This window comes from Halostella limicola, assembly GCF_003675875.1.
Classification (GTDB): domain Archaea; phylum Halobacteriota; class Halobacteria; order Halobacteriales; family Natronoarchaeaceae; genus Halostella; species Halostella limicola.
Map to the genome: position 1 here is coordinate 1,352,826 of NZ_RCDI01000001.1, position 23,648 is coordinate 1,376,473.

Sequence of the window (23,648 nt, forward strand, 5' to 3'; positions counted from 1 at the left end):
GTCAGACACCTCCCTCCCCGCCGATGTCGGGGTCTAATGCGTCGCGCAGCCAGTCGCCGAGCAGGTTCAGGCCGACGACGGTGAAGACGATGGCGAGGCCGGGCATCGCCGCGATCCACCACGACGTGGACTGGTACTGCCGCCCCAGCGCGATGTCGAAGCCCCAGGACAGCGACGTGCCGGAGAACCCGAGGAACGAAAGCGCGCTCTCGAGCAGGATGATCGCCGCCACCTGGATCGTCCCGAGGACGATGATCGGGGTGATGGCGTTCGGCAGGACGTGCCTGCCGATGATGTAGCGGTCGCTCGCGCCCAGCGCGCGCGCCGCCTTGACGTACTCCTCCTGTCTGAGCGACAGCGCCTCGCCGCGGGCGACCCGGGCGAACCACACCCAGTTCACCAGCGCGACGACGATGACGACCGTCCCCGGTATCACGACGTTCTCGGGCATCCCCGTCTCCCAGCCAACGAGCGGTCGTACCGCCTCGGAGAGCCCGGAACTGACGATCGGGTCGGGGATCCGCTTCGCGGCGGTGCCCCACACGCCGACGAGGGCGATGGCGAGGACGAGCGACGGGAACGCGAGCATGATGTCGGCCCCGCGCATCAGGGCGTCGTCCACCCGCCCGCCGTAGTAGCCGGCCGTCAGGCCGACCGTGACGCCGACCACGGCCGCGAGCAGCGTTCCGAGGACGCCGACGAGCATCGACGTGCGAGCCCCGTAGATCACCCGCGAGAGGATGTCCCGGCCGTTCGCGTCGGTGCCGAGCGGGTGGGCGAGCGAGGCGTTCTCGTACACCGTCCGCTCCTCGGTCTTGGGCGTCCCGTTCTCGATGACGACGCTGCCGTTCTCCTTGACCGTCACCTCCTCTGTCTTCTCCGTGCTGAACCCGAGCGGCGGGTTCTGCGACTCGTCGAGGTTCTGTTGGGTCGGGTCGTGGGGCGCGAAAAGCGGCGCGAACGTCGCCATCACGATCATGAACAGCACGACCGCGATGCCGACCTTCGCCAGCGCGGACTGGCGAAGTTCGCGCCTGAGGTTCCTGAGGGTTCGCGGCGAGACCACCCGTTCGAGCACGCTTCCGAGGAGTCGACGTATGCGGTCAATCATAGGTCACCTGCGGGTTCACGTAGGCGTAGAGGGCGTCGACGAGGATGTTGAGGACCACGAAACCGACGCCGATGACGATGATGGAGCCCTGTACCACCGGCCAGTCCCGTGCCTGGATGCTGTTGATGATGAGCGTCCCCAGGCCGGGCCAGTTGAACACCGCCTCGGTGATGACGGCGCCGCCGATGAGCGTGCCGAGCTGGAGGCCGACGACGGTGATGATCGGGATCAGGGTGTTCCGGAGGGCGTGTTTGTACCGGACCAGCGTCTCCGGCAGACCCTTCGCCCGCGCGGCGCGGACGTACCCCTGTCCCAGCTCTTCGAGCATTCCGCTGCGGGTGAGCCGCGTGATGAGCGCGGTGAAGTACGTCCCGAGCGTGATGGCGGGGAGCGTGACGTGCCAGAGCCACGTCGAGAGATCGTTCCACGCCAGCCCGAACTGGAAGGCGACGAGGTGCGCGACCCCGTCGTCGATCCCGACGGGCCGTCGGCTCGTCGGGAAGAGGTTCAGCTGGACCGCAAAGACGATGATCAGCATGATGCCGAGCCAGAAGTTCGGCGTGCTGATCCCCGCCAGCGAGAACACCGTCGCGCCGTAGTCGGCGGGTTCGTGCCGCCGCGTCGCGCTGAGGACGCCGAGCGGGATGGCGATGACGACGGCGACGATCGTCGCGGCCACCGCGAGTTCGAGCGTCGCCGGGAGCTTCCCGATGATACGCCCGCTCGCCTCCGTCTTCGTCACCAGCGACGTCCCCATGTCGCCGACGAGCAGGCCGGCGATGTAGTCGAGGTACTGCACGTACAGCGGCTGGTCGAGGCCGAGTTCGGCGACCACCTGCTGGCGAGTACTCTCGCTAACGTCGGGGGGCAACAGCACGTTCGCGGGGTCGCCGGGCGAGATGAACCGCAGACCGAAGACCACCGTCACGACGCCCCAGATGACGAACAGCCCCTGCAGGGCGCGCTTCAGGAGGAACCGTGAGAGGGACATTCAGTCACTGCTGGGAGATCGCGTAGGCGTCAATGCGTTCGTCGCTGCGGGCGCTCCAGTCGATCCGCTCGCTGGCCCCGTAGACGCTGTACTGGCGGTTCAGGTAGATCCAGGGGGCGCGCTCGTGGAGCATGCCGTTGACCTCCTGTATCGTCTGCTCGCGCTCCTCGGCGGCCTGCGACCCCGCCTGTTCCATCATCTCGTCTATCTCCTCGTCGCTGTAGCTGGAGAGCGCGCCGTCGGTGGTGAGCAGGGCGGTGATGACGAGGCCGCCGTCGAACGTCGCTTCGCCCCAGCCGATCAGGTACCACGGCGGCTTGTCCTCGATGTTGCCGGTCAGCAGTTCGTCGACCAGCGCGCCGAAGTCGCGCTGGTTCACCGAGGCCGAGACGTTGCTCAGTTCGTCGATGTAGCCGGCGACGGCCTGCGCGATCTCCAGGTCCTTGAGGTAGCGTCCGACCGGGGTGTGAAGCTCGATCTCCGCGCCCGCGTGGCCGCTCTCCTCGACGAGCCGCTCGGCCTCCTCGGGGTCGTAGGGGTACGGTTCGACGTCCGGGTTGTGGCCGACGAACCCCTCGAGCGTCGGCTGACCGGTCTGCTCGCCGAAGCCGCCGAGCACGTTGCTGACGATGCTTTCGAGATCGATGGCGTAGTTCATCGCCTGCCGGAACTGCTGGCTGGAGAACGGCTCCACGTCGTAGCGCATCGCGTTGTAGATGATGCGGGTGCTCGGCGCGGCGGCGATCCGGGCCGCGTCCGAGTCCTCTACCCGGTTCACCTCCTGCGGCGGCACGTTGACGACGATGTCCGTCTCCTCGTTGAGGAGCTGGTTCACCCGGGTGCTGGCCTCCTCAGCTGCCGTGAACGTCAGCTGCGAGACCTCGGCGGGGTCTCGCCAGTAGTCCTCGTTGCGGCTCATGACGACCTCCTCGTCCTCGGTGTAGTCGTCGAGGACGAACGGGCCGGTGCCGTTCATCTGCTTGCCGATCTCGTCCTTCGAGCGGTCCTCGACCCACGACTGCTGCATCACGTCGCAGTACGTCGCGAACTCCTGGAAGACGACCGGGTTGAGGCCGTCGGACGTCACGACGACCGCGCGCTCGCCGTCGGCCGCCTCCGCGCCCGTGACGCCCGCGAGCTGGTCGCGCTGCGGGCTCGCGAAGCCGACGTCCTCCTGAACGATGCGGTTGATACTGTACGCGACGTCTTCCGGCGTGAGGTCGTCGCCGTTGTGGAACTGGACGTCCTCGCGGATGGAAAAGCGGACCTGGCCATCCTCGACGCGCTCGTACTCCGTAGCGAGCTTCTCGATGACCTGACCGTCGGCGTTCCGACTCAACACGCCCTCGTAGGCGTGCAGCATCACCACGTCGGTCGGGGTCTCCCGGTGGTCGTGCGGGTCGAGGCCGGACGGCATCTGTCCCTGCGTGATCGACACCTCGAACTCGTCGGGCTGCTCTTCGCCCTCGCTGCCGTCGTCGCCGCCGAGACACCCGGCGACCGACGCCGTCGCGGCCGCGCCGCCCGCGGCCTTCAGGAAATCCCGCCGCCCGACCGATGATCTGGTATCACGTGACATGGGAAACACATTGCGCCTCTGTTTTATATAAATGATGGTGGATTCGCCGGACGCGGCCGCGGTGTCGACCGCTATTGTGAGAAACGGTAACAATCCACCAGTGTCTTTAAGTCCGTGAGCCTCGGAACTGGAGTATGGCCGTTCATGGCCGGCCCGCGTTGCGGGATCTCTTCGACGAGTCACCGACGCCGCACATCGCCCATCCGCCCGAGACCCACCATCGGGACTTCTACGTCGCGACCGACGGCTCCTTCCGAGCCTCTGGTCCGGGCGGACTCGGCGTCGTCATCGAGACTCGCGACGGGACGAAAGTGACGCGGCTCTCCGTTCCGGACAGCTCACCGGACAACAACGTCGCCGAGTACCGCGCGCTCCACCTCGGCCTCGACGTTCTGGCGGCCCGCGCGCCGCCGGACGCCCGCGTGGGCCTGCTGCTGGACCACGACGACCTCGCCGAGAACGTCAACGCCGCGGTGCTCGCCGCCCGCCACCCGAACAACGAGCCGCCGCGACCGTACACCGTCCCGGACGCGAGCACGAGCCACTGGCGCGGCATCCGTGCCCGGCTCTCGGGCTTCGACGAGGCGCGGGCCGCCCGCATCCGGAGCGAGCAGAACCCGGCGCATCCGCTCGCGAACTCGCCCGACCACTACGCGCACGTCAACCGCGACGCGGAGCGCTGCGTCCTGCCGGAGGCGCCACAGCCCGCCGCCGCGGACCAGCGGTTCCCGCCGCCGTCGCGGGCCGACCGTCACGCGAACGGCGCGTCCGACTGAACGGCGCCGCTCCGCGGTCGCTTTTTCAGGACCACGCCGAGAGGGCTCCAGCGGCGCCGCGGTCGCTACCTCGACACCGGCGGGAAGTGCACCCGGTCGAACCAGAAGTCCTCGACCGCCTCGGCGAGGGCGACGAACTCGGCCGGGTCCGTCGGTTTCGACAGGTAGGCGTTCGCGTTGGCGTCGTAGCACTGGGCGATGTCCTCCCTGTCCTCGGAGCTCGTCAGCATCACCACGGGGAGGCGTCTGAGGTCGGGGTCGTCCCTGATCGCTTCGAGCACCCCGCACCCGTCCCTCCCGGGGAGGTTCAGGTCCACGAGCGCGAGGTCGGGGAGCGACGCCGACTCGCTCGCGCTTCGCCGCGCCAGGCGCTCGACGGCGTCGTCCCCGTCGTCGACCGCGCGGATCGTCGTCTCGGCGTCCGTCGCCGCGAACGCCTCGCGCGTGAGCCGGACGTCACCGGGGTTGTCTTCGACGAGGAGCACGTCGATCGGTTCGTCCGTCCGTCGGTGTCGGTTATGATTAGGCATGGGAGCGACACGAGCGTGGAGTCTGTGATGCGCCCGCGATCGCCAGCAGGCGGTCGACCGTCATGGGTGGGCTCCTCCGAAGCGAGAGACGCACTGTGCAACTCTCTCGTGTTATTCGAGAGACGACGCCGCCGCTGATAAGGACTGCTTTCTCTCAGATCGTCACACAGTCCCGGAGAGCCCTCGGCTGCCGCGCCCGCGAAGCGCGACACTGGGACCGGAAACGGTCGAGCGCCGCTCAGTCGGGAGATACGAACTCGTCGTTCCCGCAGCTGCAGGTTCCGTCGGTCCCGACGGGCCGCAGTTCGCCGTTCTCGCTCTTCTGGACGGGATAGATCGTCCCGCACTCGGTGCACTTGCCGAACGTTTCGGGTAGCCCACCCACCCCGGGTTCGTCCCCCATCTCTGATCCGTTCGACCGATAACACGTAGGACACCGAGAAACTTTCCGTCCGCCGACCACGTTCCGGCCCGTTACTGCCCGCTATCGAAGACGTCCGGGTCGTCGATGCGCGCGCCCAGGAGGTGGTTGATCCCGACGACCAGCCCGTGGTCGTGGCCGCTCGCCCAGATCGCGGTCTCCTCCAGTTGGCCGGGGAGCGCGCTTTCGGTGACGGCGCTCAGTAACACTGACCGCCGGTCGACCATCAGCATCCGCCCCAACCACTTCTCCTCCGTCTTCGCGGGGTCCTTCGCCAGGTCCGTCACCGCCACGGTCGCCGCGGGGGCCTCGTCCGCGATGGCCGCCCTCGCGTCTTCCGACGAAACCTCCACCAGGACGGTCAGGTCGTGGTCGGCGGCGACGGAGAGGAGCTCGCAGAGTTTTCCGTCGATCATCCGGTCGTCGGCGACGAGCACGTAGATCTCGGACTCCGCGTCTTCGACCAGCGTCGCGATGCGGTTCGACACGTGGTCCTGGTCCGCGATGGCCCACGCGCCGGTGTCCTCTAGCTCCTCCGATTTGCGGAGGTCGCTCAGCGCTTCGTCGACCGCGTCGAGCGTCGATTCGTAGTCGTCACGGAGGATCTCGATGGCGCTCTCCTTCGATATCGACCGGTACTCGCGGGGCTCGGACTGCTGTACGTCGACCAGTCCCCGCCGGTGAAGGCGGTCGACGGCGTCGTACACCCGCGACCGTGGCACGTCGGAGAGCTCGCTGACCTCCTTCGCGGTCGCCTTGGGGACCCTCGACAGCGCGACGAAACAGCGAGCTTCGTACTCCGTGATCCCCAACTCCTCCAGTAGTTTCACCGCTTGTTCCTCCGTAGGCATGAAGTACCCCGTCTAACTGCCCCAGAGGGGTATGTTGACTGGCCGGGTTGCGACGGGGAATCACCCGCGTTGTTACCAGATAGGACGGGCGCTCGTCCCGTGTTTTCCCGATCGTAGTGAACGGCCGATGACCCCGGTAGCGCTCACGTTACCCTTTATTTGGGGTCTCGCGTAGGACGGGTATGATCGAACTGGGCCGGTGCGTCGACTGCGGGCACGTGCAACCGGGAACGAAGCGAGGCCGGAGCGTCGACCCCCTCGCCGAGGGCGGATGCGCGAAGTGCGAGAACTGCGTCTTCGAGGTGGCCGACGCCGAGGACGCGAGTATCCGTCCCCGCTTGGCGGTGCAGTAGAGTGGGCAGCCAAAACACCGGAGGAACACGCCTTTTACCGGGTGCCGTCAAACGCTACCCGATGAACGGTCTCCTCGTCGCGCTCGGACTGGCGGTCGTCGCGACCGGCGTCATCTGGAAGGGCAGCGAGTTCCTCGAACGGTCCGCCGAACGGCTCAGCAAGCACTACGGGCTCCCCGTCGCCGTCCACGGCGCCATCGTGGTCGCGGTCGGGTCGAGCTTCCCCGAACTCAGCTCCGTCGTCATCAGTACGCTCGTCCACGGCGAGTTCTCCCTCGGCGTCGGGGCCATCGTCGGGAGCGCCATCTTCAACCTCCTCGTCATCCCGGCGGCGTCCGCGCTCGCCAGCGAACAGCTGGAGACGACCCGCGACGTCGTCCTCAAGGACGCGCAGTTCTACGTCATCAGCGTCCTCGTCCTGTTCATCATGTTCGCGCTCGGCGCGACGTACGTCCCCGGCGGGACGAACCGGGCCGCGATCCTGACGCCGACGCTCGCGTTCATTCCCCTCGCCACGTACGGCGTCTACGTCTTCCTCCACCAGCAGGACGCCAGCGAGCACGTCGCCGAGGACGTGGACGTGAACCTCCTTCGGGAGTGGGGGACGCTCGCGGGGGCGCTCGTCCTCATCGCCGTCGGCGTCGAGGGCATCGTCCGCGCCGCCCTGACGTTCGGCGAGGCGTTCGGCACGCCGAGTTTCCTCTGGGGACTGACCGTCATCGCCGCCGCGACGAGCCTGCCAGACGCGTTCGTCAGCGTCCGCGCCGCCAAAACCGGCGAGAGCGTTACCAGCCTCACGAACGTCCTCGGGAGCAACACGTTCAACCTCCTCGTCGCCATTCCCATCGGCGTCCTCCTCTCGGGGACGGCGACGATCAACTTCCTCGCCGCCATCCCGACGATGGGCTTTCTCGCGTTCGCGACGCTCGTGTTCATCGTCTTCACCCGCACGAGCCTCGAACTCACCGACCCGGAAGCCTACGGCTTCCTCGGGCTGTACGGCGTCTTCCTGGTCTGGATGACGCTCGAATCGGTGGGCATCATCGAGACGGTACAGGGGATCTAAACGGCTGGGAAGGGACGTCGATCGGTCACGCTCACGACTCCGTCGCGCCCGCCCACGACAACCGCGAACCGGGGCCCATACCCGCTCCTTCCCGCCGCGAGCGGGTCACTCCTCAGTCGGAGTAGTTCGCGAGGTCACTACTCGTTCACCCGCTCGAATTACTCCTCCTGCTGCGCGTCCACGACCGCCACGCCCGCGAGGTTGACGATGTCTTTCACCTCGTCGCCGCGCTGGAGGACGTGGACCGGTTCGTCCATGCCGACCAGCATCGGGCCGATGGCCTCCGCGCCGCCGAGGCGCTGGAGGAGCTTGTAGCCGATGTTGCCCGCTTCGAGGTTCGGGAAGACGAGGACGTTCGCGGGGTCGTCGAGGTCGGAGAACTCGTAGGTCCCCTGGAGGATGTCCTCGACGACGGCGGTGTCGGCCTGCATCTCGCCGTCGACGGGGAAGTCGACCGCGGGGTTCTCGCGGAGCCGGCGGGCGGCCTCGCGGGGTTTGCGCGTGCCCTCGTTGTCGACGCTCCCGAAGTTGGAGTACGACAGCATGGCCGCGCGCGGTTCGACGTTGAACCGACGGGCGAGCTCCGCCGTGTGGCGGGTCACCTCCTCCAGCACGTCCTCGTCGGGGTTCTGGTTGACGGTGGCGTCCGCGCAGAAGACGACGCGGTTCTTGAACGTGAGCATGTAGACGCCGGCCGCGTAGTCGGCGTCCTCTGCGGTGCCGATGACCTGCAGTGGCGGGCGGAGCGCCGAGGGATAGTGGTGGGTGAGGCCGGTCAGGAGGGCGTCCGCGTCGCCCTGCTCGACCATCACGCTCCCGAAGTAGTTGGTGTCGCCGCGGATGAGCTCGCGGGCCTCGTTCTCGGTGATGCCCTTGCGCTGGCGGATCTCGTAGAGCCGGTCGGAGTAGTGCCCGTAGTCGCCCTCGCGCGGGTCGGCGACGGTCGGGTCGAAGTCCAGTCCGAGGCGGCGGGTAGTGGTCCGGATGCTGTCCTCGTTGCCGATGAGGATCGGCTGGGCGATCCCCTGCTCCTCGATCTGGTAGGCGGCGCGGATCATCTTCTCGTCGTCACCCTCGGCGAGCGCGACGCGCTTGGGGTCCGCCCGGGCCTTGTTCAGGACGACGCGCATCATCTCGCGGGACTTCCCGAGGCGGGCCTCCAGCGTCTCGACGTACTCCTCGGTGTCGAGCTCGGCGCGGGCCGCGCCGGAGTCCATCGCGGCCTGCGCGACGGCCGGCGCGACCTCGAAGAGGACGCGGGGGTCGAGCGGCTTGGGGATGATGTAGTCGGGGCCGAACTGCAGCGGCTGGTCGCCGTAGGCCTTCACGACGGCGTCGGGGACGTCTTGCTTGGCGAGGTCGGCGAGGGCCTCGGCGGCGGCGACCTTCATGTCCTCGTTGATCTCGGTGGCGCGCACGTCGAGCGCGCCGCGGAAGATGAAGGGGAACCCGAGGACGTTGTTGACCTGGTTCGGGTAGTCCGAGCGGCCGGTCGCCATGATCACCGTGTCGTCGCGGGCGTCCTTGGCCTCCACGTAGCCGATCTCGGGGTCGGGATTCGCCATCGCGAAGATGATCGGGTCGTCGGCCATCGACTGCACCATCTCCTGAGAGACGATGTCGCCGATCGAGAGCCCGACGAACACGTCCGCGCCCTCCATCGCGTCCGCCAGATCCCCCTCCGGCACGTCGCGGGCGAACTGCTGCTTGTACTCGTTGACGTCGCCGTGACGCGCGCGGTCCTCGGTGATGATCCCCGAGGAGTCGCACATGGTGATGTTCTCCTTCCGAGCGCCCAGCGAGACGTAGAAGCGGGCGGTGGCGATGGCGCTCGCGCCGGCGCCGGAGAAGACGATATCGAGATCAGAGACGTCCTTACCGGCGATCTCGGCGGCGTTCAGGAGGGCGGCCCCGCTGATGATCGCGGTGCCGTGCTGGTCGTCGTGGAACACCGGGATGTCGAGCACCTCGCGGAGGCGCTCCTCGATGGTGAAACACTCCGGCGCCTTGATGTCCTCGAGGTTGATCCCCCCGAACGTCGGCTCCATCGCGTTCACGGACTCGATGATGGCCTCCGGGTCGTCCTCGTCGAGTTCGATGTCGAAGACGTCGATGTCGGCGAAGCGCTTGAACAGCACGCCCTTCCCCTCCATGACGGGTTTCGACGCCTGCGCGCCGATGTCGCCCAGTCCCAGCACCGCGGACCCGTTCGAGATGACGCCGACGAGGTTCCCCTTCGCGGTGTAGGAGTACGCCTCGGTCGGGTCGTCGCGGATCGCACGGCAGGGGGCGGCCACTCCCGGCGAGTACGCGAGACTCAGGTCCCGCTGCGTGTTCGTCGGCTTCGTCGTCGATATCTCTATCTTCCCCGGCGGCTCCTCTCGATGGTACTCCAGTGAGTCCTCATCCAGTCCCATAGGTGGAGAACGTCACCATCGGGCGTTATAAACTTTGACGAAACGACTGTTCGACGGACGTCGAAAGACGATCATCACGCGGCGTCCCCGTCGGGCGGGTCGTCCTCCCCGTAGTCCTCGTACCGCCGCTCGGCGGCGGCCTCGCCCAGCGAGTTCCTGACGACGAGGGTCCCGCGCTCGCCGAGCGCGGACGTCTCGGCGCCGGACCCGAACCCCGCGAAGCGGTGGTAGACGGGCGGCGACTGTTCCAGCACCGTTCCGTCGCCGCTCCGACTGGACACCACCAACAGCGCGCCCGGTTCGAGCGTGAGGTCGTCGACGGCGTACGTGCGGCGATCGTCGTACTCCACGACGTATCCCGAAACGTCGAGGGGTTCGTCACCGGCGTTCTCGAGTTCGACGTACTCGTAGTCGAAGAACGTGCGTTCGACTTCCCGCGGGTAGACACCGCGGATCCACAGATCCCCGGACGTGGCGGTGGTCGCGTCGTCAGGAGCGTCGCCCCCGGACGAGGGGTCACGGCGATCGAGACAGCCGGCGGTCAGCCCCGTCGCGAGCGCACCGGCGAACGCGCGTCGGTTCACGGGAGGCGTTCGTCCCCTCCTTGCATATGCTTTCGGGCGGAGAAAAGCGGCGGGCGACCCGTCGTAACCGGCCGCACCGTCGCGGCGTACTGCATTGTGTACCGAACGCCGGTCAGTCGTCCGCGCTCGACCGGTCGAGGAACAGGTGGCGATCGATCTCGGCGTCGTGGTCGACGGCGTCGACCGTCTCGGTGGGCCACCGCCCGGACCGAGTGAGCACCTCGAACCCGTCGTCCGTGACGAGCACCGTGTCCTCGCTCTTCGCGCCCTGCACGGTCGGGTTCCAGGCGTAGCCCATCGGCGTCGAGACCGTCCCGTCGTGGTCCGGCGTCGCGATCCACTCGCGTCCGGCGAACCCCGCGGCGCCGCCCTGGTGGTGGTGCTCCCACTCGCCCTCGTGGCCGACCGCGGCGTAGGCGTCCTGGACCGCCTCGAACACCGTCCCGGCGTCGTCGCCGTTCGCGGCCGCCTCCCGCGTCGCGGCCAGCGCCGTCGCCTCGACCCGCATCGCCGCCTCGTGGCGATCCGCCAGCCACTCCGGCGGGTCGAAGGCGACCGTCCGGGTGAGGCTGGCGTACAAGCCGCCGCTCTCCGCGGTGACCGACACCAGCGCGTAGTCGCCCAGTTCCTCCTTCTTCGGCGTGTAGTGGCGGTACCGCTGGGCGCGCTCCGCGCCGCCGACGAGGATCACCGGCGCTTCGATGTCGCGCGCCGACAGCGCGACCCGAAGGGCCGAGGCGACCTCGTGCTCGGTGTCGCCCGGTTCGATCTCCTTGCACACCGCCTCTACTGCGGCGGCCGCCTTCTGGCCGAGTCTGCGGTAGTTCTTCACGTCCTCGTCGGTGAGCGGGTGACGGAGCGGCGAGGCGTCGACCGTCTCGAAACCGGGCACGTCGAAGTCCGCGGCGGCCGGTTCCGGCGCGTGCGCCTTCACGCCGTCCGCGAGCGAGTCGGCGTACCAGTCCGTCTCGACGACGTCAACGCTGCCGTCGAGTTCCTCGTCGGCGAGGCGCTGTCCCTCGATGTTGTTCGTGACGACCGTGACGCCGTCGCCGTCGTACCCCGCCGCGGCGACGCCGACGTCGCCCGACCGGTCGACGACGTTGTCGCCCCCGGTGAGCCACGCGAAGCTGTTCGGCCGGGCGAACCAGACGGATTCGAGGTCGTTCTCCGCCAGATAGGCGTCGAGTCGGTCCTCTCGCATGCTCGGAACCAGTCCGCACCCGCTCTTGAAGGCACCGGACGGGGCCGACCTCGGCGGTCGCCCGCCCCGCCGAAACCGGGCGACCTAAGTTTTCGAACGCCCGAGTTCCGAGGAGAGCATGCCTTCCGCACTCCCCGACGGCGAGAAGCGGTTCCGGTGGCTCGCCGTCACCACGGCCGTCCTGACGTACCTGCTGATCCTGATCGGGATCTACACGGCGACCGCCGGGTTCGGCCTCACCTGCGAGGCACGGTGGCCGGTCTGTGACGGCGCCGTGTTCGGCCTGTTCCCCGCGAACTGGGGCAGCTTCGTCGAGTGGTTCCACCGCCTCGTGGCGATGATCTCCGGATTCGCCATCCTCGGCCTGGCGGTCTCGGCCTGGCGCGGCGGCCGGTCGCGGCGGGTGCGCTATGCGACGGCGGCGGCGACGCTCATCCTCCCCAGCCAGATCGTCCTCGGCGCGCTCACCGTCACGCGGTACGAACTGCTGATCCTCGCGGCGCATTTCACCACCGCCTTGCTGATCTTCCTGCCGGTGACGGCGGTCGCGGTCTGGTCGCTCGACGGGAGCGACGCCGCGGACGCCGGTCGGTTGGCGGTCGTCGCCGCCGTCCCGCCGGTCGCCCTCGCGCTCGTCGTCGCCGCCGCGGCGGGGGCGCTCGACGGCGAGTCGGTCGCCCGCACTGCCGTCCCCCTCGCCGCGTTTGCGCTGGCGACCGGGCTCGCAGTCCACGCTCTCGCCGACGGGTCGAACCGCTCCCGCGCCCGAACCGCGCTCGGCGGGGCAATCCCCCTGCTCCTGCTCGCCGGCGTCCTCACTCCCGGCGTCGTCGTCGCCTCTCTCCCGGCGACGATCGCATACTACGCGGCGAGTCTCGCCGCACTGGCCGCGCTGGTCGCCGCGGCGCTCTGGTTCACCGAGAGCGACATCGCGGGACCGCTCCGTCGCGTCCGCGCCGTCGTCGCCGGCGCCGCCCTCGCGCTCGCCGTCCAGTTGCTGCTCAGTCGCGTCTGGCCGATCCCCGATACGGACGCGGTCGTGCTGGTGCTCGATCTGTTCGTCCTCGGCGCGGCCGCAGTCGCGTTCCGGTTGAACTCGCGGCTCGACCGCGCGGACCCGCCGGGCGGCCGCGCCGCAGGCGGCGACTGAGTCCGACGAATTGAATTTTCGCCGATCGACCGAGAATAATACTCCACTTGCCCAGATCGAGGGGGCGTCCGTCCTGTGAGCGCCCCGGTCGGGGCGTCCGAGAGCGAGAGAAAGCTGATTTTATATACGCGTCGCGGCTTGACAGGTGGTATGGACCGTCGCACGTATCTCAAGACGTCCGCAGGGACCGTTGCAGGACTGAGCCTCGCCGGCTGCCTCGACTCGATCACCGGCGGTGGCGGCGACGAGGAGGGCGACGACAACACGATCACCCCCGCGACCGCGCCCGGGTTCGCGCCGTTCGAGATGAAGGAGGACGGCGAACTCGTCGGCTTCGACGTCGACCTGCTCGAGGCCGTCGTCGCGGAGACCGACTACGAGCTGGGCGAGTGGGAGGAGTTCGAGTTCGACTCGCTGATCCCCGCGCTCGTCAACGACCGCGTCGACGTCGTCGCCGCCGCGATGACGATCACCGAGGACCGCGACGAGAACATCGACTTCAGCGACCCCTACTACAGCGCGAACCAGGCCGTCCTCGTCCAGGCCGGCAGCGACTTCCAGCCGTCGTCGCTGGAGGACCTCGCGGGCCGCCCGATCGGCGCGCAGAAGGGGACGACCGGCGAGGGCGTCGTGCAGAGCCGCATCGAGGACGGCACCTACGAGGAGTCGGACTACAACGCCTACGACAACTACGTCTTCGCCGTCGAGGACCTGGAGAACGGCAACATCGACGCCGTCGTCCTCGACGACCCCGTGGCCAACACGTTCGCCTCGAACCGCGACGTGGAGGTCTCGTTCGTCCACGAGACGGACGAGGAGTACGGCTTCGGCGTGCAGGACGGCGCGAGCGACGTGCAGAGCGCCCTCAACGAGGGACTGCAGACCGTTCGCGACGACGGCACCTACGAGGAACTGACGAACAAGTGGTTCGCCTCCGAGTAACTCGATGATCCCGGCTTCCGCCGACCCGTCGGCCGGGCTCGCGGTGCTCCAGAGCGGCGACTGGGGGTACGTCCTCGAGAACGCCGACTACCTGCTGGAAGGGACCGTCACGACGATCTTTCTGACGGTCGCGAGCGTCCTGCTCGGCTTCCTCGTCGGGTTCCCGGCCGGCGCCATCGAGGCGTACGGCGGGCGGGTTTCGCGCACGGTCGTCGAGAAAGTCGGCGTCGTGCTCCGCGGGACGCCGATCCTGGTCATCTTCTTCTTCGGCTTCTTCGTGTTCCGCTTCGGCGGGGCCTTCGAGACGGCCGTCGTCGGCCTCGGCCTCCGCAGCGCGGCGTACCAGTCACAGATCTTCCGCGGCGCGATCCAGAGCGTGAGCGAGGGCCAGATGGAGGCGGCCCGCTCGATCGGCATGTCCAAGGTCGAGGCCATCCGGTCGGTCATCGTCCCGCAGGCGCTGCGCCGTTCGATCCCCGGCTTCCAGAACGAGATGACGATCGTCCTCAAGGACACCTCCATCGCCTACGCCATCGGCGTCGCGGAGCTGCTGACGCTGAGTCGCGAGCTGTTCATCCAGGAGACGACCGCCGTGATGGAGGTGTTCCTGTTCGCCAGCGCTATCTACTTCGCGCTGACGTTCGCGACGAATCGCGGGCTCGACTACCTCGGGACGTACTACGGCATCCCCACGGAGGAATCAACATGACGCAACCACTGCTTCGCTTCGATTCGGTGTACAAGAGCTACGGTCACGAGGAGGTGCTGAAGGGTGTCTCCTTCGAGATGGACGCCGGCGACGTCGAGGTGATCGTCGGCCCGAGCGGGAGCGGGAAGTCGACGCTGCTGCGCTGCGTGAACCGCCTCACCGAGATCGACGACGGCGCGATCTACCTCGACGGCGACCGGATCACCGACGCCGACACCGACGTCGACGCGCTCCGGCGCGAGGTCGGGATGGTGTTCCAGGACTTCAACCTCTTCGCGCACAAGACGGCGCTCGGCAACGTCACGCTCGGCCTCCGCCGCGTCCGCGGCATGGGCAAGGAGGAGGCCCGCGAGAAGGCGATGGGCCACCTCGACCAGGTCGGCCTCGCGGACCAGGCCGACTCCTACCCCGCCGAACTGTCGGGCGGCCAGAAACAGCGCGTCGGCATCGCCCGCGCGCTCGCCATGGACCCCAAGCTGATGCTGTTCGACGAGCCGACGAGCGCGCTCGACCCGGAGCTCATCGGCGAGGTGACCGAGGTGATGCGCGACCTGGCCGAGGGCGGCATGACGATGCTCGTCGTCACCCACGAGATGGGCTTCGCCCGCGAGGCGGCGACGACGATGACGTTCCTCGACGACGGGACCATCGCTGAGCGCGGGCCGCCCGAACAGCTGTTCGACCGGCCGGAGCAGGCGCGGACGAAGGAGTTCCTCCGCCGCATCCGCGGCGGTCCCCACCAATGAGCGAGACCGAGACGGTGTCCCGGTCGCGGCGGTCGCGGCTCCGCTCGCTGTCGCCCGGACGGGCGCTCACCGTCGCGGCGGGCGTCCTGTTCTGGGGCTGGCTCGTCGTCCGCTGGCTGAACGACTGGGGCTGGATCGACGCCGGCGCCACGGAGGGCGAGCCGTTCGTCGACCCCGCGGGGCTCCCCGAATCGGTCGCGCTCGCGGTCGAATTCCTCCCGCAGATGGCCGGCGGCGTCTACCTCACGGTCGTGCTGACGGTCGTGAGCATCGTCCTCGGCTTCTTCATCGCCGTGCCGCTCAGCGTCGCCCGGGTGTACGGGCGGGCGTCGGCGTACGCCTCGCTCGCGTTCACCGAGCTCATCCGCGGGACGCCGCTGCTCGTCCAGCTGTTCGTCCTCTACTACGGCATCGGCCTCACAGGGTTCATCGGCGACCTGCCCGGCGTCGGCGAGGGGATCGTCCCGCAGGAGGCGGTCTGGGTGGCGATCGTCGGCTTCACGATCAACAGCGCGGCCTACCAGGCCGAGTACATCCGGTCGGCGCTGATCAGCGTCGACGAGCGCCAGCTGACCGCGGCCCGCTCGGTCGGCATGTCGAAGGTCGAAGGCATCCGCCACGTCGTGCTGCCGCAGGGGCTCCGCTACGCGATCCCGGGCTGGACGAACGAACTCGTCTACCTCATCAAGTACTCGTCGCTGGCCGCGTTCATCACGGTGCCCGAACTGTTCAACGAGGCTCAGGCGATAGCGTCGAACAACTTCAAGTACACCGCCGTGTTCACGCTCGCCGGCCTGCTCTACCTCGCGCTGGTCGTCTCGGCCGCGAAGGTGATGGGCGCCGTCGAGCGGCGCGTCTCCATCCCCGGCGTCGGCGGCGTCGAAGGGCGACAGCAGTAGCTTTCGCTGTTTCCGTCTCGACGTTTCTCACGTACCACCCGCCGTGAGGCGTTTCTAGGGCGGTTTTCTCGACTGCGATCGCCGAGCCCCGAGAGCACCCCAACTATTTTGTTGTCGTCAACCGACCGCTAGAGCGTGGTTTACGAAACGGGTAATCGGACGGTCGACGACGCGGTCGAGCGCGTCCTCGCGGGCGAACGGCTCGACCGGCGGGACGGGCTGGCGCTGATCGCCCAACCGGTCGAGGACCTCGCGCCGGCGGCCGACTACGTGCGGTCGCAGTTCGGGGACGACACCGTCGACGCCTGTTCGATCGTGAACGCGAAGGCGGGCGACTGCGCGGAGGACTGCGGGTTCTGCGCGCAGTCGGTCCACTTCGACACGAGCATCGACACCTACGGCTTCCTCGGCCCGGAGAAGGTTCTGGAAGCCGCGAAACGCGCCGAGCGCGACGGGGCCCAGCGGTTCGGCATCGTCGTCGCCGAGAAGGGCGTCTCGAAGGAGCACCGCCCCGACGAGTGGCAGGAGGTACTGGAGGCTATCCGCCTCGTCCGCGACGAGACCGCCGTCGAGGTCGACGCGAGCCTCGGCATCCTCACCGAAGAGGAGGCCGAAATTCTCGCCGACGAGGGGATCAACCACTACAATCACAACATCGAGACGTCGCCGCGGTACTTCCCCGAGGTCGTGGGCACTCACGACTTCGAGGACCGCGTGGAGACGCTCGAAGTCGCCAAGGAGGCGGGGATGGACCTCTGTGCCGGCGTCATCCTCGGGATGGGCGAGACGCCGACCGACCGCGTGGACGCGGCGATAGCGCTCCAGGACATCGGCGTCTCCTCGCTCCCCGTGAACGTCCTCAATCCGGTCGCGGGGACGCCGATGGGAGACGACAGGGACGGCGAGAGCGCCGCGGTGCCCGACGGCTCCCCGGCCGCGGACATCACCACCGAGGAGATAATCGAGACGGTCGCGGTGTACCGCCTGCTCCACCCGGAGGCGCGCGTGCGCCTGACGGGCGGCCGCGAGGTCAACCTCGCGCCGGACGAGCAGCACCTGCCGTTCGAGGCCGGCGCCGACGGCATCCTCACCGGAGACTACCTCACGACGGCGGGTCAGTCGCCCGCCGACGACATCGAGGTGATGGAGCGCGCCGGCATGGAACCGAACACCGACGCGAACGACTTCGACCCCGAGCGGGTCAAGGAGCGAGCGACCGACGACGACGCGGCGACCGAGACGGCCGCCGGGTCGGCGACCAGCAACGCGACGCAGGATTAGCTATGGACGACATCAACTTCGCGGTACTCGGCACCGGTGGCATCGGCAGACGAACGCTCGAAGTCTCGGCGGACAAGGACGCGCTCGTCCCCGTCGCGGCCTGCGACCGCAACGGCATCGCGGTCGACCACGACGGCCTGGACGTCGGCGAACTGCTCGACGCGACGGAGGGTAACATCGCGAGCGGCCCGGAAGACGACGTGGCGACGGACGGCGGTGCGACCGCGACGGACGCGTCCGCCGGCGTCAAGCAGACCGGCGAGAACGCCGGCGTCGTCGCCTCGGCGCAGGGCGAACCCACGGAGACGCCCATCGACGACGTGATCGCGGAGAGCGACGCCATCGACGCCGTCCTGATCGCCCTTCCGAACCTCGAACACGACTTCATCCCGCGGGTCGCCGACCGCTTCGCGGACGCGGGCTACGAGGGCGTCCTCGTGGACGTGCTCAAGCGCTCCCGCGTCATCGGGATGCTCGACGAACGGGCCGACGCGTTCGAGGACAGCGGTATCACCTTCGTCTGCGGCGCCGGCGCGACGCCGGGCTTCCTCACAGGTGCGGCGGCGCTCGCTTCCCAGTCGTTCGTCGAGGTCGAGGAGGTAGAGATATGGTGGGGCGTCGGCCTCAAGTCCGGCTACGAGGACAACCGCGGCACCGTCCGCGAGGACATCGCCCACCTCGACGGCTACGACGTCGAGACCGCCCGGAACCTCTCCGACGAGGAGATCGAGGCGATCGTCGACGAGCACGACGGCGTCATCGAGTTCGAGGACATGGAACACGCCGACGACGTCCTGCTCGAACGCGCCGGGATCTGCGACGCCGAGGACGTCACCGTCGGCGGGATCCTCGACGTTCGCTCCGACGAGAAGCCGACGACGACGACTGTCCGCGTCACTGGCCGCACCTTCGACGGCGAGCGCGGGACGAACACGTTCCAGCTGGACGACGACACCAGCATGGCCGCGAACGTCAACGGCCCCGCCCTGGGCTACCTGAAGGCCGGCGTCCGGCGGAACCGCGCCGGCGAGTACGGCGTGTTCGGCCCGGCCGACCTGATGCCCGGGTTCTGATGTCCGACGCCGACCTCCGCGACGAGCGCGGGTTCGACCTCGCCGGCCGCCTCGCGGAGCGCGAGCGGCGCGGCCTTCGCAGGGACCTCCAGCCCGTCGACCGCGTCGCCGAGCGCTCGCGAATGGCAGCCGATCCGAAAGCCGAGCCACCGGCGTTCGACGGCGACGACCTGCGGGTGTTCGCAGCGAACAACTACCTCGGGCTGACGACCGACGAGCGCGTTCAGGACGCCGCGGCGCGGGCCGCTCGCGAGGTCGGGACGGGGGCCGGCGCGAGCAGGCTCGTCACCGGCGACACCGGCGTGCACCGCGAACTGGAGCGCGCGCTCGCCGACGCCAAGGGGACGGAGCGCGCGCTCGCGTTCTCCTCCGGATACGCCGCAAACGTCGGGACGATCGCGGCGCTGGACCCGGACGTGGTGTTCTCCGACGAACTCAACCACGCGAGCATCGTCGACGCCTGTCGCCTCGCCGACGCCGACGTGGCGGTGTACGACCACTGCGACGCGGACGCGCTCGGGCGCGAGATGATGCGGCGAACCGAGGAGTCCGCCACCGCCGACGAGTCTTGGCTGGTCGTCACCGACACCGTGTTCAGCATGGACGGCACGGTCGCACCGCTGGGCGACCTCTGCGACGTCGCCCACGAGCACGGCGCGTGGATCATGGTCGACGAGGCCCACGCGACCGGCCTGTACGACGGCGGCGGGATCGTCCAGCGTGAGGGACTGGACGACCGCGTCCACGTCCAGATAGGGACGCTGTCGAAAGCCCTCGCCAGTCAAGGAGGGTACGTCGCCGGCGACGAGGCGCTCGTCGAGTACCTCTCGAACGCAGCCCGCTCGTTCGTCTTCTCGACGGGCCTCGCACCGCCAGCCGCGGCGGCCGCCCGCGAGGCGCTCCGAATTGCCCGCGAGAGCGACCGCCGCGACGCCCTCTGGGCGACCGTGGAGCGCCTCCGCGACGGCCTGGAGGACGCCGGCTACGACGTGTGGGGCGAGACGCAGGTCCTTCCCGTGATGGTCGGCGACCGGGCCGACGCGCTCGATCTCGCCGACGCGGTCAGGGAACGGGGGATCGTCGCGCCGGCAATCCGACCGCCGACCGTCCCCGAGGGAACGAGCCGGATCCGCGTCGCCCCGATGGCGACCCACTCCGGGGCGGACGTCGAGGCGTGTCTCGACGCGTTCCGCGAGGCGGGACGGGAGGTCGGTCTGCTGTGAGACTCGCCGTCGTCGGCACCGACACGGGAGTCGGGAAGACCGTCGTGACCGCGGGACTGACGGGCTGGCTCCGTGACGTGGAGTGCGGCGCCCGCGCGGTCAAACCCGCCCAGACCGGCTATCCACCGGACGACGACGCCGCCTACGTCGCCGCGGCCTGCGGCGACGACGGGGCGGCGACCTGTCTCGAACGGCTCGAACCGCCGCTCGCGCCGCGGGTGGCCGCCGAGCGCGAGGGCGTCGACCTCCCGTACGAGTCGATCCGCGACGGGTGCGAGCGTGCGCTGGACGGAACCGAAGTCGGGATCGTCGAGGGGATCGGCGGGCTTCGCGTGCCGCTAGCCGGCGAGCGCGAGGTGATCGACCTCGTCGCCGATCTCGACTGCGCGGCGATCCTCGTCGCGCGTTCCGGGCTGGGAACGCTCAACCACACGGCGCTATCCACGAGCGCGCTAGAGCGCCGCGGCGTCGACGTTCGCGCTATCGTTCTGAACCAGTACGAAGGAGCGAGCGTCGCCGAGCGGACGAACCCCGACGAACTGGAGCGAATGACCGGCGTTCCCGTACACACGGTGCCGCCGCTAGAGCTTGACGAGCCGAAGGACGCCGTCGCGGGGCTCCGAACGCACCTGCCGTCCACGATACTCCCAGCGGGTTCCCTCGGCGATTAAGGCGGGTCGAAGTGGCGAACTGGCGGCCCGAACGTCGGCGCGAAGCGGGCGGCCGCGCTATCGCTGATCGCTTCGCGGCGAAACTCAGATCACGGCGACACTGGCCGCCCTTTCCGGGATAAACCTTCGCCGGTCACGCGCGGTCGTGACGAGAAACCGCTCGCGCCGCCGGTCACATGAAGTCGTCGAGGCCCGACTGGCCGTCGTCGTCCGCGGCGTCGTCGGCGTCCGCCGATTCGACGTCTGACTCGACGCTTTCGTCCGTCCCTTCGGCCTCGGGCGTCGCGGCGTCGTCGTCGGCGTCGCGAACGGCCCCTTCGAACGCGCCGCCAGCGTTGTCCTCGATAGCCTCGTCGCGGCGTTCCTGGGCGTCCTCGACGACCCCCTGCACCTTGTTCGTCGTCTCGCCGCTGCCCGTGATGAAGGAGACGTCGCTCTCGTCCAAGTCGTAGGCGGCGGCCATCGCGACAGTCAGCTCTCGGTTCTTGCAGTGGTGGGTCATCGTCGAGAGGAACGGGAGGATCTCCCGGCGCGCCGTGCCGATGCTCGTCCCCGACCGCTCGGCGATCTCGCGGGCGATCCGGTCGCGCTGCTTCCGCGTGCCGCTGGTGCGGCCGAGCTTCGACCAGTAGCTCGGCGGCCCGTAGCGGGTCCACCCGCCTTTCGGCTCCTTGCGCGCGGCGGCGACCCCGGCGGTCATGTTGTCCCCGGCGTAGCGCCAGTAGGAGTAGTTCTGCGTGGCGCGGACGCGGCCGAGCCAGCGGTCCGCGTTCGCGAGGAAGCCGTAGGCGTCGGCGAGTTCCTCGCCGTGGTAGTCCTTCGGCATGTTGTCCTCGATCCAGTTGATCATGTCGTCCGGCGTCTCGTCGACGTCGTAGGACGCGTACAGCGCCTCTTCCGCGTCGAGGTTCTTGATCACGTCGTCGAGATAGTCGAAGATGCCCTCGGTCTCGTCGCGCGTGCCGGTTATCACGTCGTCCTCGGTGAGGCGCTCGGTCTCCTCGGCGAGCGCCTGCAGGTCGTTGATCGCCGACCGGAGGTCGCCGCTGGTGTCGTCGGCGATGGCCTCGAGCGCCGCGTCCTCGTACTCGACGCCCTCCTGCCGGCAGATGTCCCGGAGGACTGGGACGATGGAGCGCGAGGAGACGTCGCGGAACTCGATCTCCCTGCAGGCGTTCCGGAGACCGTCGCTCATGTCGTAGAACTCGTTCGCGACGAGCACTATCGGCTGGTCGGCCTCCTTGACCACGCTCGTCACGGCGCGGGACCCGCCGTAGTCGGCGTTGCCGTGGAAGTTGTCGGCCTCGTCGAGGATCAGGAGCCGCCGACCGGCCTCGCCCGCAGTCAGCGTCCCCGACTTCGCAGCTTCTCCGGCGATCCGGTTCACGACGTCGCCGGTGCGCGAGTCGCTTGCGTTGAGTTCCATCACCGGCCAGCCCATGTCGTTCGCGAGGGCGTGCGCGGCGGAGGTCTTGCCGACGCCCGGGCTCCCGTGGACGATAGCCGCCTCGCGGTGCTCGTCCCACGTCTCGGCCCACTGTTTCAGCTTGTCGCGGGCCTTGTCGTTCCCGCGGACCTCGGAGAGCGTCGAGGGGCGGTACTTCTCCGTCCAGTCAACCATTATCGCGTCATTGGTGTGAGCGGCGTTTAGTGGTTGCGGACGGCGTTTCGTCGCGCTCGTCGCAGCCGACAACGTCACCGATCGACGGTGCATCCGCCAGGCTCCAACGAGGACTTCGGGCCACGAGGCTGCGGAGCACGGACGCAGTAGATGGACGACTCCCGAGTGCAAGGTCCCGATGTGCGCCGCTCATCGGACGCCGAAAGAGGTACGACCGCGCTGGACCGATCGGGGTGCATGGACGTCGCGATCCTCACCGTCGGCGACGAGATCCTCGCGGGCGACACGACGAACACCAACGCCTCGTGGCTGGCCGCGGAGATCGCTGACCGCGGAAGCCGAGTTCGGCGAATTCTCACCGTGCCGGACGACCGCGCGCTCATCGCGGAGTACGTCGCGGACTGGCGGTCGGCGTTCGACGCCGTCCTCGTCACGGGCGGACTCGGCGGCACACCGGACGACGTGACGATGGAGGCCGTCGCCGACGCCGTCGGCCGCGAGATGGTCGTCTACGAGGACGAACGCGAGCGACTCGTCGAGAAGGCCCGCCGATTCCGAGAAGAGAACCCCGAGATGACCGATGAGTACGATCTCGACCTCGACGTCGACGCCGCGGCGTCGCTCCCGGCGGACGCCCGCTCGCTCTCGACGAACGCCGGGTGGGTTCCCGGCTGCGTCGTCGAGAACGTCTACGTCTTTCCGGGGTTCCCGGACGAGATGCGAGCCATGTTCGGTCTGGTCGCCGAGGAGTTCGTCGGCGACGCCGTCTCCGAGGTGGTGTGGACGCCGACGCCGGAGGGCGCGCTCGGCGACGTCATCGACGGCGTCGACGAACGGTTCGACGTCGCCGTCGGCAGCTATCCAGGGAAAGGGGAGACGCCAGGGCGCCTGAAAGTCTCGGGCACCGACCCCGACGATGTGGACGACGCCGTCGACTGGATCCGAGAGCACCTCGACGTGGTCGACGACCCCGGTTCCAGTCTGCAGCAAGACGATTGAGGAGAAAGTGGGAGACCTCGGAAGTCTCTCCAGTAGCGGCCTACCGCCCCGATCGGGTTCTGAGTCCGGGACGCTGTTGGCACTCGTCGCTCTCGCTGGTGCTGTGCGTAAATAGTGACACCCCCAGCAGCTACGCGTGGCTACTGAGGGTACAAGTATGAATGGCAGGCGGCGAACCGGATTTCCCAGAGGGTCGCCCACTCCAGTACTCGCCGGAACGCTGGCAGGCTTAACGTCCGTGTTCGGGATGGGTACGGGTGTTTCCCTACCGCGATGGCCGCCTTAACGCCGACTCGCGGAATCGAACCACGATCAGACCACTGCCGGTGGCATGAAGCCGTGGTGTACGTGCAATCCAGTTGACGCCTGGACCCGTTCTGTGGGTACAGTGCGATGAGTGTGTGGCGTTGGTCTGTTAGTGCTCGCGGGCTGAACGCCTCGTTGCCTTGGC

General features: G+C 68.6%; 23 protein-coding genes and 1 rRNA gene. 13 read left to right on the forward strand and 11 right to left on the reverse strand.

The features are described 5' to 3' along the window. Position 1 precedes the first annotated feature (1 nt). From D8670_RS07930 to D8670_RS07940, 3 genes are read right to left on the reverse strand one after another with little or no spacing between them, the layout of a single operon-like run. The gene (locus tag D8670_RS07930) at positions 2-1,066 is read right to left on the reverse strand and encodes an ABC transporter permease (protein ID WP_121817605.1); all 1,065 of its coding nucleotides are present in this window, start codon (positions 1,064-1,066) and stop codon (positions 2-4) included. 37 nt (positions 1,067-1,103) lie between these two features. Then, positions 1,104-2,102 (reverse strand): ABC transporter permease, encoded by a 999-nt coding sequence (locus D8670_RS07935; RefSeq protein ID WP_121817510.1) that lies wholly within the window; start codon positions 2,100-2,102, stop codon positions 1,104-1,106. Positions 2,103-2,106: 4 nt separating this feature from the next. Next, positions 2,107-3,681 carry an ABC transporter substrate-binding protein gene (locus D8670_RS07940; RefSeq protein ID WP_121817511.1) on the reverse strand — a complete coding sequence of 525 codons (1,575 nt, stop codon included), beginning with the start codon at positions 3,679-3,681 and terminating at the stop codon, positions 2,107-2,109. A gap of 134 nt (positions 3,682-3,815) precedes the next feature. Here D8670_RS07940 and D8670_RS07945 point away from each other — a divergent pair, with 134 nt between their 5' ends. Beyond that, positions 3,816-4,457 (forward strand): ribonuclease H family protein, encoded by a 642-nt coding sequence (locus D8670_RS07945; protein ID WP_121817512.1) that lies wholly within the window; start codon positions 3,816-3,818, stop codon positions 4,455-4,457. 65 nt (positions 4,458-4,522) lie between these two features. Here D8670_RS07945 and D8670_RS07950 read toward each other — a convergent pair whose 3' ends face one another. The 3 genes from D8670_RS07950 to D8670_RS07955 all read right to left on the reverse strand — a co-directional run bounded on the left by D8670_RS07950 (position 4,523) and on the right by D8670_RS07955 (position 6,259). Further along, positions 4,523-4,987, reverse strand: a complete 465-nt coding sequence (locus D8670_RS07950; RefSeq protein WP_121817513.1) for a response regulator — start codon at positions 4,985-4,987, stop codon at positions 4,523-4,525. A 238-nt stretch (positions 4,988-5,225) separates the two neighbouring features. Then, positions 5,226-5,390, reverse strand: coding sequence for a hypothetical protein (locus D8670_RS20835; RefSeq protein WP_162994225.1), 165 nt, complete (start codon positions 5,388-5,390; stop codon positions 5,226-5,228). Positions 5,391-5,461: 71 nt separating this feature from the next. Continuing rightward, the gene (locus D8670_RS07955) at positions 5,462-6,259 is read right to left on the reverse strand and encodes a TrmB family transcriptional regulator (RefSeq protein WP_121817514.1); all 798 of its coding nucleotides are present in this window, start codon (positions 6,257-6,259) and stop codon (positions 5,462-5,464) included. 182 nt (positions 6,260-6,441) lie between these two features. On the opposite strand from D8670_RS07955, the gene D8670_RS20840 reads away from it, so the two are divergent. Then, the gene (locus D8670_RS20840) at positions 6,442-6,612 is read left to right on the forward strand and encodes a hypothetical protein (protein WP_162994226.1); all 171 of its coding nucleotides are present in this window, start codon (positions 6,442-6,444) and stop codon (positions 6,610-6,612) included. 61 nt (positions 6,613-6,673) lie between these two features. Beyond that, positions 6,674-7,678 carry a sodium:calcium antiporter gene (locus D8670_RS07960; protein ID WP_121817515.1) on the forward strand — a complete coding sequence of 335 codons (1,005 nt, stop codon included), beginning with the start codon at positions 6,674-6,676 and terminating at the stop codon, positions 7,676-7,678. 158 nt (positions 7,679-7,836) lie between these two features. Here D8670_RS07960 and D8670_RS07965 read toward each other — a convergent pair whose 3' ends face one another. From D8670_RS07965 to D8670_RS07975, 3 genes are all read right to left on the reverse strand, one after another. Further along, positions 7,837-10,095, reverse strand: coding sequence for an NADP-dependent malic enzyme (locus D8670_RS07965; RefSeq protein WP_121817516.1), 2,259 nt, complete (start codon positions 10,093-10,095; stop codon positions 7,837-7,839). 74 nt (positions 10,096-10,169) lie between these two features. Further along, positions 10,170-10,679, reverse strand: coding sequence for a lamin tail domain-containing protein (locus D8670_RS07970; protein WP_162994227.1), 510 nt, complete (start codon positions 10,677-10,679; stop codon positions 10,170-10,172). 112 nt (positions 10,680-10,791) lie between these two features. Continuing rightward, positions 10,792-11,883: a M24 family metallopeptidase gene (locus D8670_RS07975; RefSeq protein ID WP_121817518.1), complete on the reverse strand. Its 1,092-nt coding sequence runs from the start codon at positions 11,881-11,883 to the stop codon at positions 10,792-10,794. A gap of 118 nt (positions 11,884-12,001) precedes the next feature. Here D8670_RS07975 and D8670_RS21480 point away from each other — a divergent pair, with 118 nt between their 5' ends. The 9 genes from D8670_RS21480 (at position 12,002) to bioD (ending at position 20,577) form a co-directional block, all read left to right on the forward strand. After that, entirely contained in the window at positions 12,002-13,033 is a 1,032-nt protein-coding gene (locus D8670_RS21480) for a COX15/CtaA family protein (RefSeq protein ID WP_193569275.1), read from the forward strand. Positions 13,034-13,183: 150 nt separating this feature from the next. Then, complete coding sequence (locus D8670_RS07985) at positions 13,184-13,975, forward strand: transporter substrate-binding domain-containing protein (protein ID WP_121817519.1); 792 nt, start codon at positions 13,184-13,186, stop codon at positions 13,973-13,975. A 4-nt stretch (positions 13,976-13,979) separates the two neighbouring features. Further along, positions 13,980-14,684, forward strand: a complete 705-nt coding sequence (locus tag D8670_RS07990; protein WP_121817520.1) for an amino acid ABC transporter permease — start codon at positions 13,980-13,982, stop codon at positions 14,682-14,684. Beyond that, positions 14,681-15,430: an amino acid ABC transporter ATP-binding protein gene (locus D8670_RS07995; RefSeq protein ID WP_121817521.1), complete on the forward strand. Its 750-nt coding sequence runs from the start codon at positions 14,681-14,683 to the stop codon at positions 15,428-15,430. The genes D8670_RS07990 and D8670_RS07995 overlap by 4 nt, the downstream gene beginning before the upstream one ends. After that, positions 15,427-16,329 carry an amino acid ABC transporter permease gene (locus D8670_RS08000; protein ID WP_121817522.1) on the forward strand — a complete coding sequence of 301 codons (903 nt, stop codon included), beginning with the start codon at positions 15,427-15,429 and terminating at the stop codon, positions 16,327-16,329. The genes D8670_RS07995 and D8670_RS08000 overlap by 4 nt, the downstream gene beginning before the upstream one ends. A gap of 135 nt (positions 16,330-16,464) precedes the next feature. After that, positions 16,465-17,610: a biotin synthase BioB gene (gene bioB, locus D8670_RS08005; protein WP_121817523.1), complete on the forward strand. Its 1,146-nt coding sequence runs from the start codon at positions 16,465-16,467 to the stop codon at positions 17,608-17,610. Between the two features lie 2 nt (positions 17,611-17,612). Further along, positions 17,613-18,683 (forward strand): (S)-8-amino-7-oxononanoate synthase BioU, encoded by a 1,071-nt coding sequence (locus D8670_RS08010; RefSeq protein ID WP_121817524.1) that lies wholly within the window; start codon positions 17,613-17,615, stop codon positions 18,681-18,683. Beyond that, positions 18,683-19,906 (forward strand): aminotransferase class I/II-fold pyridoxal phosphate-dependent enzyme, encoded by a 1,224-nt coding sequence (locus D8670_RS08015; protein WP_121817525.1) that lies wholly within the window; start codon positions 18,683-18,685, stop codon positions 19,904-19,906. The genes D8670_RS08010 and D8670_RS08015 overlap by 1 nt, the downstream gene beginning before the upstream one ends. Beyond that, the gene (bioD, locus tag D8670_RS08020) at positions 19,903-20,577 is read left to right on the forward strand and encodes a dethiobiotin synthase (RefSeq protein WP_205596906.1); all 675 of its coding nucleotides are present in this window, start codon (positions 19,903-19,905) and stop codon (positions 20,575-20,577) included. Before D8670_RS08015 ends, bioD begins: the two co-directional genes overlap by 4 nt. A 172-nt stretch (positions 20,578-20,749) precedes the next feature. Here bioD and D8670_RS08025 read toward each other — a convergent pair whose 3' ends face one another. Continuing rightward, positions 20,750-22,198 (reverse strand): replication factor C large subunit, encoded by a 1,449-nt coding sequence (locus D8670_RS08025; RefSeq protein ID WP_121817527.1) that lies wholly within the window; start codon positions 22,196-22,198, stop codon positions 20,750-20,752. Between the two features lie 237 nt (positions 22,199-22,435). Between D8670_RS08025 and D8670_RS08030 the strand changes: the two genes are divergently transcribed. Beyond that, positions 22,436-23,197, forward strand: a complete 762-nt coding sequence (locus D8670_RS08030) for a competence/damage-inducible protein A (RefSeq protein WP_121817528.1) — start codon at positions 22,436-22,438, stop codon at positions 23,195-23,197. Between the two features lie 163 nt (positions 23,198-23,360). Here D8670_RS08030 and rrf read toward each other — a convergent pair. After that, a 5S ribosomal RNA gene (gene rrf / locus D8670_RS08035) occupies positions 23,361-23,482 on the reverse strand. Positions 23,483-23,648 lie beyond the last annotated feature (166 nt).